15 protein-coding genes and 1 pseudogene are annotated in these 13,619 nt (G+C 72.0%); 9 read left to right on the forward strand and 7 right to left on the reverse strand.

Annotation, left to right across the window (positions count from 1 at the left end):
• Positions 1–33: 33 nt before the first annotated feature.
• Positions 34–330, forward strand: a complete 297-nt coding sequence (locus tag RKD23_RS07220) for a YciI family protein (protein ID WP_424852885.1) — start codon at positions 34–36, stop codon at positions 328–330.
• A 3-nt stretch (positions 331–333) separates the two neighbouring features.
• Here the strand turns inward: RKD23_RS07220 and RKD23_RS07225 are convergent, their stop codons facing one another.
• Positions 334–657: a plasmid stabilization protein gene (locus tag RKD23_RS07225; RefSeq protein WP_424852886.1), complete on the reverse strand. Its 324-nt coding sequence runs from the start codon at positions 655–657 to the stop codon at positions 334–336.
• Between the two features lie 71 nt (positions 658–728).
• Entirely contained in the window at positions 729–1,829 is a 1,101-nt protein-coding gene (locus RKD23_RS07230) for a WD40/YVTN/BNR-like repeat-containing protein (protein ID WP_424852887.1), read from the reverse strand.
• 228 nt (positions 1,830–2,057) lie between these two features.
• Between RKD23_RS07230 and RKD23_RS07235 the strand changes: the two genes are divergently transcribed.
• Positions 2,058–2,474 (forward strand): SsgA family sporulation/cell division regulator, encoded by a 417-nt coding sequence (locus tag RKD23_RS07235; RefSeq protein ID WP_424852888.1) that lies wholly within the window; start codon positions 2,058–2,060, stop codon positions 2,472–2,474.
• 20 nt (positions 2,475–2,494) lie between these two features.
• Here the strand turns inward: RKD23_RS07235 and RKD23_RS07240 are convergent, their stop codons facing one another.
• Complete coding sequence (locus RKD23_RS07240) at positions 2,495–3,334, reverse strand: isocitrate lyase/PEP mutase family protein (protein ID WP_424852889.1); 840 nt, start codon at positions 3,332–3,334, stop codon at positions 2,495–2,497.
• A 341-nt stretch (positions 3,335–3,675) separates the two neighbouring features.
• On the opposite strand from RKD23_RS07240, the pseudogene RKD23_RS07245 reads away from it, so the two are divergent.
• From RKD23_RS07245 to RKD23_RS07260, 4 genes and pseudogenes are all read left to right on the forward strand, one after another.
• Positions 3,676–4,218, forward strand: a pseudogene (locus RKD23_RS07245) (ATP-binding cassette domain-containing protein); the annotation flags it as partial.
• Between the two features lie 351 nt (positions 4,219–4,569).
• Positions 4,570–5,301, forward strand: a complete 732-nt coding sequence (locus RKD23_RS07250; protein WP_424858189.1) for an ATP-binding cassette domain-containing protein — start codon at positions 4,570–4,572, stop codon at positions 5,299–5,301.
• A 139-nt stretch (positions 5,302–5,440) separates the two neighbouring features.
• Positions 5,441–6,217: a dimethylargininase gene (ddaH, locus tag RKD23_RS07255; protein WP_424852890.1), complete on the forward strand. Its 777-nt coding sequence runs from the start codon at positions 5,441–5,443 to the stop codon at positions 6,215–6,217.
• Between the two features lie 217 nt (positions 6,218–6,434).
• Positions 6,435–7,409, forward strand: coding sequence for an acyl-ACP desaturase (locus RKD23_RS07260; RefSeq protein WP_424852891.1), 975 nt, complete (start codon positions 6,435–6,437; stop codon positions 7,407–7,409).
• A gap of 39 nt (positions 7,410–7,448) precedes the next feature.
• Here RKD23_RS07260 and RKD23_RS07265 read toward each other — a convergent pair whose 3' ends face one another.
• Positions 7,449–7,694: a WhiB family transcriptional regulator gene (locus RKD23_RS07265; RefSeq protein ID WP_424852892.1), complete on the reverse strand. Its 246-nt coding sequence runs from the start codon at positions 7,692–7,694 to the stop codon at positions 7,449–7,451.
• A 184-nt stretch (positions 7,695–7,878) separates the two neighbouring features.
• Here RKD23_RS07265 and RKD23_RS07270 point away from each other — a divergent pair, with 184 nt between their 5' ends.
• Complete coding sequence (locus RKD23_RS07270; protein WP_424852893.1) at positions 7,879–8,664, forward strand: VOC family protein; 786 nt, start codon at positions 7,879–7,881, stop codon at positions 8,662–8,664.
• Positions 8,665–8,704: 40 nt separating this feature from the next.
• Here the strand turns inward: RKD23_RS07270 and RKD23_RS07275 are convergent, their stop codons facing one another.
• Both RKD23_RS07275 and ligD read right to left on the reverse strand, forming a co-directional pair.
• Positions 8,705–9,739 carry a LacI family DNA-binding transcriptional regulator gene (locus tag RKD23_RS07275; RefSeq protein WP_424852894.1) on the reverse strand — a complete coding sequence of 345 codons (1,035 nt, stop codon included), beginning with the start codon at positions 9,737–9,739 and terminating at the stop codon, positions 8,705–8,707.
• A gap of 45 nt (positions 9,740–9,784) precedes the next feature.
• The gene (ligD, locus tag RKD23_RS07280; protein ID WP_424852895.1) at positions 9,785–10,810 is read right to left on the reverse strand and encodes a non-homologous end-joining DNA ligase; all 1,026 of its coding nucleotides are present in this window, start codon (positions 10,808–10,810) and stop codon (positions 9,785–9,787) included.
• Between the two features lie 104 nt (positions 10,811–10,914).
• Between ligD and RKD23_RS07285 the strand changes: the two genes are divergently transcribed.
• The gene (locus tag RKD23_RS07285; RefSeq protein ID WP_424852896.1) at positions 10,915–11,166 is read left to right on the forward strand and encodes an SCO4226 family nickel-binding protein; all 252 of its coding nucleotides are present in this window, start codon (positions 10,915–10,917) and stop codon (positions 11,164–11,166) included.
• Positions 11,167–11,217: 51 nt separating this feature from the next.
• Entirely contained in the window at positions 11,218–12,288 is a 1,071-nt protein-coding gene (locus RKD23_RS07290) for an ATP-dependent DNA ligase (protein ID WP_424852897.1), read from the forward strand.
• A gap of 1 nt (position 12,289) precedes the next feature.
• On the opposite strand, the gene RKD23_RS07295 is transcribed toward RKD23_RS07290, so the two are convergent.
• Complete coding sequence (locus RKD23_RS07295; protein ID WP_424852898.1) at positions 12,290–13,480, reverse strand: zinc-dependent alcohol dehydrogenase; 1,191 nt, start codon at positions 13,478–13,480, stop codon at positions 12,290–12,292.
• Between the last annotated feature and the right edge of the window lie 139 nt (positions 13,481–13,619).

Raw genomic sequence — 13,619 nt, forward strand, 5'->3', positions numbered from 1 at the left:
GAGCGTACGGTCACCCGGGATAGGCTCGCGATCATGTTTGTCCTCGAACTGACCTACATCGTGCCGCTGGAGGCCGTGGACGCCGTCCTGCCGGCGCACGTGGCCTGGCTCGACGAGCAGTACGCACAGGGGCGGTTCCTGGCGTCGGGGCGCAAGGACCCTCGTGACGGCGGGGTGATCATCGCTGTCGCCGAGGACCGGACAGAGATCGAACGGGTCGTCGCGAGCGACCCGTTCGTGATCGCCGGGGTGAGCGACTACCGCGTCACGGAGTTCGTCGCCACGAAGACGGCACCCGGTCTGGAGCGGTACCGCGAGACACCCCGCTGAGGTTCACTTGCCCAGCGCGCGCTGCAGCTGCGCCTTGTTCATGTCCGAACGGCCATGGATGTTGCGGCGCTTGGCCTCCTCGTACAGCTGGTCGTAGGTGGGTCCCTGGGAACCCTTGCCGGAGCGCCGGCCGCCCCGCTTGCCCGACGACATGTCCTGGGTCGAGGTGCGGCTCGCGGTCTTCGACTCGCCGGAGCGGGCGCGTTCCTTGTTCACGGTGCGCGCGGCGATCTCCTTGGCGCGGGATGTGCTCTCTCCCCGTTCCTCCGCGCTCTCCTTGATGTGCTCGTACTGGCGTTCCCGCTTGGGGCTGGAACCGCGTGGCATGTGCACTCACTCCTTTCACGTGCCGTCACCGGGTACCCGCGTTTCGCGGTGACGGCACGCGGCGGGAGCGGTCAGTCCTCCAGACGGGCCACGCGCCCCTTCTCGCCGGACGCCCAGCAGGCGTGGTCGGGGGTGCAGTCGACCGTGTCGTACGAACCGGTGTCGACGGTCCGCCAGGTGCGGCCTGCGTCGGTGGTCAGGTCGGTGCCGGTGGGGCCGACCGCGAGGGCGGCGGTGCGGCTGTGCGGGAGCCAGGCGACGCCGGAGCGATAGGCGGCCGGGGGCCGCGCGGCCGGCTGCCAGGTGCGCCCGCCGTCGCGGGTGCGGGCCGCGGCCTGCGGGGAGGCCTGGTCGGGGCGGTAGTCGCCGCCGACCGCCAGTCCGTGCGTACGGTCACGGAAGGCCAGGCCGAAGACACCGCGGGCGGGGTCACCGGCCGGGATCGGCGCGTCGGTGGCGGTCCAGGTCAGGCCGCGGTCCGCGGAGTGCAGCACGCGCGCGTGCGCGGCGCCGCCGGTGGCCAGCCACACGTCCTTGGGGCCGGAGGCGACCAGGCACTGGCCGCTCGCCGCGAAGCCGGCCTCCCCCTCCAGCGCCGCGGGCATGCCGTCGTCCGGCAGGACCTGCCAGGTGCGGCCGCCGTCGCCGGTGGCCAGGATGCGGAACCTGCCCTCGACCGGGTCGCTCATGGCGAGGCCGTGGCGGTGGTCGAAGAAGGTGAGGCAGTCGTAGAAGGCCCGCGCGTCGGTGTTGCGGAAGGACTCCGTCCAGGTCGCCCCGCCGTCCTCGGTGCGGTACACCCGGGAGGACTCGCCCTCACCGATGGCCAGCACCACCGCCCTCCGGGCGTCGAAGGCCTCTATGTCCCGGAACTGCAGCTCGGCCGCGCCGGGAGGTGAGACGTTCCGCCAGCTCGCGCCGCCGTCGGTGGTGCGCAGGACCGTTCCGGCGCTGCCGGACACCCAGGCGACCTGGCGGCTGACGGCGGCCAGGCCCCGGAAGCGCACCTCGGGGGTGCCGGTGTCCTTCAGCGCCCAGTGCGGCGCCCGCTCATGCTGTTTCGCCTGCGCCGGTACGGCGGTCAGCGCGGCCAGCGCCGCCCCGCAGGCCAGCGCCGCCGCCACCGCCTTCGCTGTGCGCCTCGTTCGTCCCGTCCCTCGCGTGCTCCCCATACGCCTCATGGCGCGCGAAGCTAGCCGACCGCCCGGGCCCCGTCCAGAGGGCCGCGGCCCGTCCGGCATGCCGGGCAGAACGCAGGACTGAGTCGCCGCAGTGATGGAACACGGTGACAGAGGTCACTGGAGATACCTGTGCACGCCGCGGCCGGTTCCTACGTCTCTTCCTGTGACCGGCCTCATCCACCCGGAAGCCCGTCCCCGCCGTCGCAAGGGAGCAAGGCCTTGTCCACCGTGATAGAGCAGCCCGTCGAGGCCCGTCTCGTGGCCGCGGCGCCGCGGATGCAGCACATCCCCGCGACGCTGCACTACGACCGCCGCGACCCGTTCGCCGTCCATATGACCTTCCCGGCCCAGGCCACCCTGGAGGGGGTGGAGGTGTGCTGGACCTTCGCCCGCGAGCTGCTGGCGGCGGGCCTGGAGGGCGCCGAGGGGCACGGCGACGTCCGCGTGCGGCCGTACGGCTACGACCGCACCGAACTGGAGTTCCGCGCCCCGGAGGGCACCGCCGTGGTGCATCTGCACTCGGCCGAGGTGCGGCGCTTCCTGGCCGCGACCGACGAGCTGGTGCCGGCGGGCAACGAGCACCTCGTGGTCGACCTGGACCGCGACCTGGCGGAGCTGATGCGCGACGCCTGCTGACCGACGGCCGGCCCGGACCTTCAACGCTCCTTGGTGAACAGGGCGTTGAGCTCCCCGTAGTCGGCCCCGTCGGTCAGTGCCTCGTACGTCCCGTCGGCCAGCAGCTCCCGCGCGGCCCGGCGGGTCAGCGCGTGGACGGCGAGGGCGAGGCCCGCGCCGACGCTGACGCGCGCGACACCGAGCGCGGCGAGTTCGGCGACCGACGGCGCGCCGGGCCCTGCCATGACGTTCAGCGGCGCGTCGATGCCGTCGGCGAGCAGCTTGACGGTTCCCGGGTCGACGGCCCCGGGGACGAAGATCCCGTCGGCGCCCGCGGCCACGAACGCGGCGGCCCGCTCCAGGGTGAGGTCCACTTCCCCGGCACCGCGCAGGAAGGTGTCGATCCGGGCGTTCACGAACAGCGGCACCCCTTCGGCGTCGGCGGCTTCCCTCGCGGCGGCGATCCGCTCGGCCTGCTCGGCGACCGGCCGCAGCGGGCCGGCCCCGGGCTCGTACAGGGCGTCCTCGATGTTGACGCCGACCGCGCCGGCGGCGATCACCGCGCGGACGGTGTCGCCGACCCCGGCCGCGTCGTTCGCGTAGCCGCTCTCGATGTCCGCGGTCACCGGCACCCGCACGGCCGCCGCGATCCCGGCGACGGCCCCGAGCGCGCGGTCCCGCTCCAGCCGGTCGCCGTCGGCGGTGCCGAGGGCCCAGGCGAGGCCGGCGCTGGTGGTGGCCACCGCGGCGGCGCCCGCGTCCTCCACCAGGCGGGCACTGGCCAGGTCCCAGGCGTTGGGCAGGACCAGGGGGCGGCCGGGGACGTGCAGGGCGCGGAAGGCATGAGCGAGGCCGTGGAGCGGGTGCGGGTTCGTCGTCATGCGGATCACTCAACCAGCCCCGGGCGTACGGGGTCTGGCAGGAATCCGACATCGCCGTGCGGGCGGAGCCCGCCGGTAATCCGTTGACAGGCACAGGGGTCGCCCGTACGGTGTAGAAGGTCCTGTTGTCGTCGATCGGAGAAGGACGTTGCTCTACTGAGGTCCTGAGACACCGCGTCACACCTCTTGAGGTGTGTTCCGCCGCGTGCGACCTCGGTATGCGAGCTGTCCCCCGACGAACAGGGCTTTTTCCATGCCCCGGGCCGTCTCGTCCTTCCGTGGTCGCGGTGTCTCGACACGCGTTTGCCCTTGATCACTGCGAGCAACCGCGGAGGCGCCTTATGTCTACTTCCATCACCTGTACCTCCCTGTCCTTCTCCTGGGCCGACGGCACCACCGTGCTCGACGGCCTCGACGTCTCCTTCGGGCCCGGCCGCACCGGGCTGGTCGGCGTCAACGGGGCGGGGAAATCAACGCTGTTGAAGCTCATCGCCGGTGAACTCGAGCCCGGCGACGGCACCGTGCGCGTCGCGGGCGAGGTCGGCCATCTCCCGCAGAACGTCACGCTCGACACCGGCCTGAAGGTCGACGAGGCCCTCGGGATCGCCGAGCAGCGTGCCGCGCTGCACGCCATCGAGGCGGGCGACGTGTCCGAGGCGCACTTCGAGACGGTCGGCGACGACTGGGACGTCGAGGAGCGCGCCCTCGCCACGCTCGGCGAACTGGGGCTCGGGCACATCGAGTTGGACCGCACGATCGGCGAGCTGTCGGGCGGCGAGTCGGTGCTGCTGCGCCTGGCCGCACTGCTGCTGCGGCGCCCGGACGTGCTGCTGCTGGACGAGCCGACCAACAACCTCGACCTGTACGCCCGTCGACGGCTGTACGAGGCCGTGCGGACCTGGCCGGGCATCATGGTCGTGGTCAGCCACGACCGTGAACTGCTCGACCTGGTCGACCAGATCGCCGATCTGCGCGCCGGCGGGGTCACCTGGTACGGCGGAAACTACTCCGCCTACGAGGAGGCCCTCGCCACCGAACAGGAGGCCGCCGAGCGGATGGTCCGCGTGGCCGAGGCCGACCTGAAGAAGCAGAAGCGCGAGCTGGTCGACGCCACTGTGAAGCTGGCCCGCCGCAAGCGGTACGGCCAGAAGATGTACGAGCAGAAACGCGAGCCCAAGATCGTCATGGGGGCGCGCAAGCGGGCGGCCCAGGTGTCCGCCGGCAAGCACCGCATCATGCACGAGGAGAAGCTCGCCGAGGCCAGGGACCGGCTCGACGAGGCGGCGGAGGCCGTACGGGACGACGACGAGATCCGTGTCGACCTGCCGTACACCGCCGTACCGCCGGGCCGGACCGTGCTCACGCTCCGGGACCTGGAGCCGGCGTACGGCGGCCGGGTCAAGGGCGGGCTCGATCTGCACGGGCCGGAGCGGGTGGCGCTGATCGGGCGCAACGGCGCGGGCAAGACGACGCTGCTGCGCACCATCGCCGGGGAACTGGCGCCGGTGTCGGGCGAGGTGACGGCCCATGTGCCGCACCGGTTCCTGCCCCAGCGGCTGGACGTCCTCGACGACGACCTGACGGTCGCCGAGAACGTGGCCCGGTTCGCGCCGGGCGCCACCAACAACAGGATCCGGGCGCGTCTCGCGCGCTTCCTGTTCCGGGGCGCCCGCGCCGACCAGCAGGCGTCCACGCTGTCCGGCGGCGAACGCTTCCGGGCCGCGCTGGCCGCGCTGATGCTGGCCGAGCCGGCCCCGCAGCTGCTGATGCTGGACGAGCCGACGAACAACCTGGACATGGCGAGCGTACGGCAGCTCACCTCGGCCCTGGAGTCCTACGAGGGGGCGCTGATCGTGGCCAGTCACGACCTGCCGTTCCTGGAGTCGATCGGCATCACGCGCTGGCTGCTGGTGGAGGAGGGAGAACTGAAGGAGATCACACCGGAGGACGTCGCACATCCGGCCTAGGGGCCGGTTACCGCGGAGTATCTCAGGAGGGCCACATCCTGACCCCGGGGGTTTTGTCCGGACCGGACCGCATTGCATGATGGCCAACCGGCGCAGCGACAACGCGCCGGTGAAGCCCCACCGATACGGAGACACCCTCGTGCCCAGCAAGAAGGCCCTCATCCGCCGCCCCGGACCCCGTCTCGCCGACGGCCTCGTCACGCACATCGAGCGCGCCGAGGTCGACGCCGAGCTCGCGGTGGAGCAGTGGGAGGCGTACGGCGAGGCGCTGCGCGAGCACGGCTGGGAGACCATCGAGGTGGACCCCGCGGACGACTGCCCGGACGCGGTGTTCGTCGAGGACACGGTCGTGATGTACAAGAACGTCGCGCTGATCTCGCGCCCCGGCGCGGAGTCCCGGCGGGCGGAGACCGCCGCGGTCGAGGAGGCCGTGGCGAGTCTCGGCTGCTCGGTGAACTGGATCTGGGAGCCGGGCACGCTGGACGGCGGCGATGTGCTGAAGATCGGCGACATGATCTACGTCGGGCGGGGCGGGCGCACCAACGCGGCCGGGGTGCAGCAGTTGCGGGCGGCCTTCGAGCCGCTGGGCGCGCGGGTGGTGTCGGTGCCGGTGACGAAGGTGCTGCATCTGAAGACGGCGGTGACCGCGCTGCCGGACGGGACGGTCGTGGGGCACATCCCGATGATGGACACGCCGTCGCTGTTCGGGCGTTTCCTTCCGGTTCCGGAGGAGTCGGGGGCGCACGTGGTGCTCCTCGGCGGCAACAAGCTGCTGATGGCCGCGAGCGCGCCGAAGACCGCCGAACTGTACGCCTCGCTCGGGTACGAGCCGGTCGTGGTGGACATCTCCGAGTTCGAGAAGCTGGAGGGCTGTGTGACATGTCTCTCGGTGCGGCTGCGTGAGCTGTACACCTGATCGGGTGAGCCGACCCACCGGACAGCCCCGGGACCTGCGGGTCCCGGGGCTGTCTGCATCTCCGCCGCAGGCCGCTGACCAGCGATCTTGACAGGGTTCTTTACTGCGGCCTTAACCTACGGCTTCGTAACCTACGGATTCGTAGCCTACGATCCCGTAGGTTCCGGCGCTTCGCGCCGGTGCGTTCCGCTTGACCCCGTGGCCTCCTGGAGTACCTGTGACGATCACTTCCCCCCATCTCGGCAGCCCCGCCGTCTGGACCGACGCCCGGCTGCTGTACGCACTGGAGGAAGTCGTCGAGACCGAGCTGAACCGGCACCTGAAGGTCGCCAAGGACTGGATGCCGCACGAGTACGTGCCGTGGAGCGACGGCCGTAACTTCCCGGGCCTCTTCGAGGACGGCGAGGCCTGGGAAAAGGGTCAGTCGAAGGTCACCGAGATCGGCCGGATCGCACTGGTCGTCAACCTGCTGACCGAGGACAACCTGCCCAGCTACCACCACGAGATCGCCACGCTGTTCGGCCGGGAGGGCGCCTGGGGCACCTGGGTGCACCGCTGGACCGCGGAGGAGGGCCGGCACGGCATCGTCATGCGGGACTACCTGCTGGCGTCCCGCGCGGTGGACCCTGACCAGCTGGAACGTTTCCGCATGGCTCATATGAGCGAGGGCTTCGAGTCGGACAACCGGCACTCGATGCTGCACTCGATCGCGTACGTCGCCTTCCAGGAGCTGGCGACCCGCATCTCGCACCGCAACACCGGCTTCCAGTCCGGCGACCCGGTGTGCGACCGGATGCTGGCGCGCATCGCGACCGACGAGAACCTGCACATGGTCTTCTACCGCAACCTGCTCAAGTCCGCCTTCGAGCTCGCGCCGGACCTCACCATGCAGGCCGTGCGGGACGTCGTGGTCAACTTCCGGATGCCCGGCCACGGGATGCCCGGCTTCGAGCGGGCCGCCGCGCAGATGGCCATCGGCGAGGTCTACAACCTCCGCATCCACCACGACGACGTCCTCCAGCCCGTCCTGCGCTTCCTCAAGGTGCTGGAGATCGACGGCCTCGGCCCCGAGGGCCTGCAGGCCCAGGAGGAGCTGGGCCTCTTCATGGGCGGCCTCGACGCGGAGGCCGCCAAGTTCGACGAGAAGCTGGCGGCCCGCAAGGCCCGTATGGCCGCGCGCGCGGCCGGCTGAGCCGACCCCGGCCGCCCGGCCGCCCGGCGGCGCAGGGCGTCAGCGGGAGGTGCGGCGCAGGGTCAGGCGTTCCTTCTCGGAGAGGCCGCCCCAGACGCCGAAGCGTTCGTCGTGTTCGAGGGCGTACTCCAGGCAGGCCGGGCGCATGTCGCACATGGCGCAGATGCGCTTGGCCTCGCGGACCGAGCTGCCGGGCTCGGGGAAGAAGAAGTCGGCCCCGGTCTCGGCGCACAGGGCCTGGGCCTGCCAGGCGGGGGCGGCCGGGGTGAGGGTGTCGTTGGGCATGCACGAGATCGTGCCGGGCGGCGAAAAACGTTCGATCAACGCGGGATCAACGGACGTCCCGCAGGGCCCCCGGCCGGTCGATGATGCCCGTCCCGGACGCGCCGCGCACGGCGGCGCGCGGTTGTCAGTGGGCGGTGCGAGACTCGGCAGTGCGGACAGCGGACCCCTGCCGAGGAGGGCGACGATGCTCACCACCCGTTTCGTCCATGGCGCGCCGAACTGGATCGACGTCGGTACGCCGGACATCGACGGCGCGGCCGCCTTCTACGGCGACCTGTTCGGCTGGCGGTTCGTCCCGGGCGGACCCGAGGTCGGCGGGTACGGCCTGTTCCAGCTCGACGGCCGGACCGTCGCCGGGGGCATGCAGACCACGCCCGAACAGGGCCCGCCGTCCTGGACGGTGTACTTCCACACCCCCGACGCCGACGCCACGGCCGAGGCCGTACGGGCGGCGCACGGCTCGGTCGTGTTCGAGCCGATGGACGTGACGGACCAGGGCCGCATGGCGATCCTCGGCGACCGGGCGGGCGTGCCGTTCGGCGTCTGGCAGCCCGGTCTGAACAAGGGCGTGGACCTGGTGCAGGAGCCCGGCTCCCTGCGCTGGCTGGAGCTGTACACACCGGACATCGCCGCGGCCGCCGGTTTCTATCACAAGGTGCTCGGCTGGGAGACCTCCTCGGTCATCTTCCCCGGCGGCTCCTACACCTGCGTCAACCCCTCCGGGCAGGGCGAGGACGCCATGTTCGGCGGCCTGGTCCCGCTCGACGACGACTCCGGCGAAACGGGCGACCCGTACTGGCTGGTCTACGTCGAGGTGACGGACACCGACGCGACCGCCGCCCGGGCCCGCGAACTGGGCGGCACGGTCCGCACACCCCCCACCGACATCCCTGACGTCGGCCGCGTCGCCAGACTGGCCGACCCGTACGGGGCCCGCTTCGCGGTCATGACCAGCGCGGCGCGCGGCTAGGGCCGACTGCAGCCGACCTGATCCGAAAGACAGCCCCTGGCTAGGCGCTCGCCCGGCGGACCAGTGTCGTCGGCAGGATGGTGGCGCCGGGGTGGGGTGCGGTGCCGTCGGTGATGTGGTCGAGGAGCAGGCGGGCCATGCGGCGGCCCATCTCCTCTATGTCCTGGCGGACCGTGGTCAGGGGCGGGTCGGTCTGCTCGGCGACCGGGAGCAGGTCGTCGAAGCCGATCAGGGCGACGTCCTCGGGCACCCGCCGCCCGTGCTCGCGCAGCACGCGCAGGGCGCCCGCGGCGGACAGGTCGTTGGTGGCGAAGACCGCGTCCAGGTCGGGGCATCGCTGAAGCAGTTCGCGCATCGCCCGCTCCCCGCCGGCCGGCGTGAAGTCGCCCTGCGCGATCAGCCGGGGGTCGGCCTCGCCCACCACGTCGCGGTAGCCGTCGAGCCGGTCCACGGCGGACGTCTGGTCCAGCGGCCCCGCTATGTGCGCGATCCGCGTGCGGCCGAGCCCTGCCAGGTGCCGTACGGCGTCCCGCGCGCCGCCCCTGTTGTCGCAGTCCACGTACACCGTCGGCGCGGCGTCCCCGTCCGCCTCGTCGGCCCAGCCGGGGCGTCCGCCGAACACGGCCGGGACCCCGGCCCGCCGGATCAGGCCGGGCAGTGGGTCGTCGAGGTGCAGCGAGAACACCAGCGCGCCGTCGACATGTCCGGCGGCGAGATAGCGGCCCACCCGGGCGTGGTCCTCGCGGCCCTCGGTGAGCAGCAGGACGAGCTGGTTGTCGTGGGCGGTCAGCTCCTTGCCGATGCCGCGCAGATGGAGGGCGAAGAACGGGTCGGCGAAGACCCGTGTCTCGGGTTCGGCGACGACGACCGCGACGGCGTCGTGCCGCCGCGTCACCAGGCTGCGCGCCGCCTGGTTGGGGACGTATCCCAGTTCCTCGACGGCTCGCAGGACCCTCTCCACGAGGGGTCCGCGCACTCCGTCGCCGCCTCTGACCACGCGGGAGGCGGTGGCTCGTGACACCCCGGCCCGCGCGGCCACGGCCTCCAGGGTGGGGCGCGGCGCGGTCTCGGTCACGGCTCAACTCCTCATCGGCGGCTCGCCGATCAGGATAGCCAGACATCAGGAGGGTTCCGGCCCCGGCTTCCTCGCCCGGCTCGGCTGCACCCGCTTCGGCTCGCCCGGCATCTTCGGGTACTCCGGCGGATAGGGCAGGTCGCCGAGGCCGTGGTCGTGTTCGTCCTTGGTGGCCAGCTCCAGCAGGGCGTCCAGGGAGTAGGCGTGCTCGTCCATGCCGGCGTGGACGTCGCCGAGCTCGGCGAACCGCGCGGGCATGGTCGTGATGTCGAAGTCGCCGGGCTGGGCCTCCCCGACCTCCTCCCAGCGCAGCGGCGCGGAGACAGGGGCGTGCGGGCGGGGGCGTACGGAGTAGGCGGAGGCGATGGTGCGGTCGCGGGCGGTCTGGTTGTAGTCGATGAAGATGCGTTCGCCGCGCTCCTCCTTCCACCACTTGATGGTCACCTGCTCCGGCATCCGGCGCTCCAGCTCCCGGCCGACCGCGATGGCGGCGCGGCGGGCCTGGGTGAAGGTCCAGCGCGGTTCGATCGGCACGAAGACATGCAGTCCGCGTCCGCCGGAGGTCTTGGGCCAGCCGCGCAGTCCGCCGAACTCGTCCAGCACGGCGCGCAGTTCATGGGCGGCGCGGACGGCGTCGGCGTAGTCGGTGCCGGGCTGCGGATCGAGGTCGATGCGCAGTTCGTCGGGCCGGTCCACGTCGGTGCGGCGCACCGGCCAGGGGTGGAAGGTGAGGGTGCCGTACTGGGCGGCCCAGAGCACGGCGGCCTCCTCGGTGGGGCACATCTCGTCGGCGCTGCGTCCGCTGGGGAAGGTGATGTGGGCGGTGGGGATCCAGTCGGGCATGTTCTTCGGCGCCCGCTTCTGGTAGAACCACTCGCCGGTCACCCCGTCGGGATAGCGCTCCAGGGTGGTGGGGCGGTCGCGCAGGGCGCGCAGGATGCCGGGGGCGACCGCCTGGTAGTAGCGAGCGAGGTCCAGCTTGGTGTAGCCGCGCTCGGGGAAGAAGACCTTGTCCGGGTTGGACAGCCGTACGATCCGGCCGCCCACCTCCAGCTCCACCGCGTCACCCATGCGAGTCACGGTAGGCGTACGCCCCAAACCTCGCATATCGGACCTCCGCGGACGCAGGATGGAAGGAGCAGGAACCGGCGCGTACGGAGAAGAGGTGCGGGGTCATGACGATGTTCATGGACGTCCATCACGGGGGGATGCCCGGCGTCACGGCGGACCAGCTGCGCCAGGGCCATGACGCGGCCGTAGCGATGGAGAAGGAGATGGGTGTGCACATCGAGCACACCTGGGCGGACCCGGAGTCGGGGACGGTCTTCTGCCTGACGGAGGCACCGTCGGCCGAGGCCGTGACCCGGGTCCACGAGCGCCTCGGCGGCGCCCCCGACGAGATCCACCCGGTGCCGCTGTCGGTCTAGCCGCCGTATCCACCAGGGGCAGGCCCGGCGGTCGGCTCTTAGAGTCGATTTATGGACCTGCCCGTCATGCCGCCCGTGAAGCCGATGCTCGCCAAGTCGGTGGCGAAGATCCCGCCCGGGATGCAGTACGAGGCGAAGTGGGACGGCTTCCGGGCGATCGTGTTCCGCGACGGCACCGAGGTCGAGCTGGGCAGCCGTACCGGCAAGCCGCTGACCAGGTACTTCCCGGAACTGGTGGGGGCGCTGCGGGAGCGGGTGCCGAAGCGGTGCGTGCTGGACGGGGAGATCGTGATCGCGCGTGAGGGGCGGCTGGACTTCGATGCGCTGACCGAGCGCATCCACCCCGCCGACTCCCGGGTGCGCACCCTGGCCGAGCGGACGCCGGCGTCGTTCGTGGCGTTCGATCTGCTGGCCCTGGACGACGAGTCGCTCCTCGACGTCCCGCTGACCGATCGCCGGGCCCTGCTCACCAGGGCTCTTCAGGACGTGACCCCGCCGGTGCACCTGGCTCCCGCGACGACGGACCTCGAGACCGCGCAGAGCTGGTTCGAGCAGTACGAGGGGGCGGGTCTCGACGGTGTGATCGCCAAGCCGCTGACCGTGCGCTACCTCCAGGACGAGCGGGCCATGTTCAAGGTCAAGCACGAGCGCACCGCGGACGTCGTCGTGGCGGGCTACCGCTTCCACAAGAGCGGCCCCGTGGTCGGCTCGCTGCTGCTCGGCCTCTACGACGACAGGGGCACCCTCCAGCACGTCGGTGTCTCGGCGGCCTTCACGATGCAGAAGCGCGCCGAGCTGGTGCAGGAGCTGGAGCCGCTGCGGATGGACGAGGTCGCGGGGCATCCGTGGGCGGCCTGGTCGGACGAGGCCGCGCACGAGACGGCCCGGCTGCCGGGGGCGCCGAGCCGCTGGTCGGGCAAGAAGGACCTGTCCTGGGTGCCGCTGCGCCCGGAGCGGGTGGCGGAGGTCGCCTACGACCACATGGAGAACGGCGCGCGCTTCCGCCACACGGCCCGCTTCCGCCGCTGGCGCCCGGACCGTACGGCGGACAGCTGCACCTACGCGCAACTGGAGGAGCCGGTGCGCTACGACCTCGCGGAGATCCTCGGCGAGCGTTCCTGAGTCAGGGCTGCATCAGCACCTTCACCGCGCCCTCCTGCTTGCGCTGGAACATCTCGTACGCGTGCGGCGCGTCGCTCAGCGGCAGCCGGTGGGTGGCGAAGTCGTCGACGCCGAGGGGGTCCTCGTCGGTGAGGTAGGGCAGGATCTCGTCGCTCCAGCGGCGTACGTTGGCCTGGCCCATGCGGATCTGGAGCTGCTTGTCGAACAGGGTGAGCATGGGCAGCGGGTCGGCCATGCCGCCGTAGACGCCGACGAGGGACAGCGTGCCGCCGCGGCGGACCAGCTCGATCGCGGTGTGGAGGGCGGCGAGCCGGTCCACGCTGAACCGCTCGGCGAGGGGCCCGCCGATCTTCCGGGGCAGCAGTGAGGCCGCCTGCTGGGCGAGGCGGGCGGCGGCGCTGCCGTGCGCCTCGGTGCCGACCGCGTCGATCACGGCGTCCGGGCCCCGCCCGTCGGTCTGGTCGCGGATCGCCGTGACCAGCTCCTTCTCGTCGTCGAAGGCCCTCAGGTCGTACGTCTCGACGCCCCGCGCCCGTGCCCGCTCCAGCCGCTCCGGCACCAGGTCCACCCCGAACACCCGCCCCGCGCCGCGGACCTGGGCGACCCGGCAGGCCATGTCGCCGATGGGGCCGAGGCCGAGGACGGCGATGCTGCCGCCCTCGGGGACATCCGCGTAGGCGACGGCCTGCCAGGCGGTGGGCAGGACGTCGGAGAGGTAGAGGAACCGGTCGTCGGGCGGGCCCTCGGGCACCTTGATGGGCCCGAACTGGGCCTGCGGCACGCGCAGATACTCGGCCTGGCCGCCGGGCACGGAGCCGTAGAGCCGGGTGTAGCCGAACAGGGCGGCGCCCATGTGCTCGCCGGTGACCTGGGTGGTCTCGCACTGGGTGGGCAGCGCGTTCAGGCACATCCAGCAGTTGCCGCAGGCGATCTGGAAGGGCACCACGACCCGGTCCCCCGCCGCGAGGTCGGGCACTCCTGCGCCGACCTCCTCGACGATGCCCATCGGCTCGTGGCCGAGGATGTCGCCGGGCGTCATGAACGCGGTGAGCACCTCGTACAGATGCAGGTCCGAGCCGCACAGCCCGGTGGAGGTGACCCGGATGACGGCGTCCGTCGGCTCCTCGATCCGCGGGTCGGGCACGTCCTCCACGCGTACGTCCCGCTTGCCCTGCCAGGTCACAGCCTTCATCACGCGATCCCCTCTGCTCGTCCCTGTGCTCGTCCCGGGCCGGCCGCCGCCCGGGTACCCGGGCCGGCCGCGGTGAACCGGGCGTGGGCCGATCGGGCCGATTCCGGGCGGCCAATGGGGGATGTGCGGCCCGGCGCCC

It is taken from the genome of Streptomyces sp. SAI-170 (assembly GCF_049739565.1).
Classification (GTDB): domain Bacteria; phylum Actinomycetota; class Actinomycetes; order Streptomycetales; family Streptomycetaceae; genus Streptomyces.

What these genes read in the sequence shown, in the direction of transcription:
- RKD23_RS07250 (WP_424858189.1), top strand. Translation starts at nt 4,570, where the DNA reads ATGCACGAGGAGAAGCTCGCCGAGGCCAGGGACCGGCTCGACGAGGCG.
- RKD23_RS07240 (WP_424852889.1), bottom strand. Translation starts at nt 3,334, where the DNA reads ATGACGACGAACCCGCACCCGCTCCACGGCCTCGCTCATGCCTTCCGC.
- RKD23_RS07220 (WP_424852885.1), top strand. Translation starts at nt 34, where the DNA reads ATGTTTGTCCTCGAACTGACCTACATCGTGCCGCTGGAGGCCGTGGAC.
- RKD23_RS07270 (WP_424852893.1), top strand. Translation starts at nt 7,879, where the DNA reads ATGCTCACCACCCGTTTCGTCCATGGCGCGCCGAACTGGATCGACGTC.
- RKD23_RS07265 (WP_424852892.1), bottom strand. Translation starts at nt 7,694, where the DNA reads ATGCCCAACGACACCCTCACCCCGGCCGCCCCCGCCTGGCAGGCCCAG.
- RKD23_RS07285 (WP_424852896.1), top strand. Translation starts at nt 10,915, where the DNA reads ATGACGATGTTCATGGACGTCCATCACGGGGGGATGCCCGGCGTCACG.
- ligD (WP_424852895.1), bottom strand. Translation starts at nt 10,810, where the DNA reads ATGGGTGACGCGGTGGAGCTGGAGGTGGGCGGCCGGATCGTACGGCTG.
- RKD23_RS07290 (WP_424852897.1), top strand. Translation starts at nt 11,218, where the DNA reads ATGGACCTGCCCGTCATGCCGCCCGTGAAGCCGATGCTCGCCAAGTCG.
- RKD23_RS07295 (WP_424852898.1), bottom strand. Translation starts at nt 13,480, where the DNA reads ATGAAGGCTGTGACCTGGCAGGGCAAGCGGGACGTACGCGTGGAGGAC.
- RKD23_RS07225 (WP_424852886.1), bottom strand. Translation starts at nt 657, where the DNA reads ATGCCACGCGGTTCCAGCCCCAAGCGGGAACGCCAGTACGAGCACATC.
- RKD23_RS07230 (WP_424852887.1), bottom strand. Translation starts at nt 1,829, where the DNA reads ATGGGGAGCACGCGAGGGACGGGACGAACGAGGCGCACAGCGAAGGCG.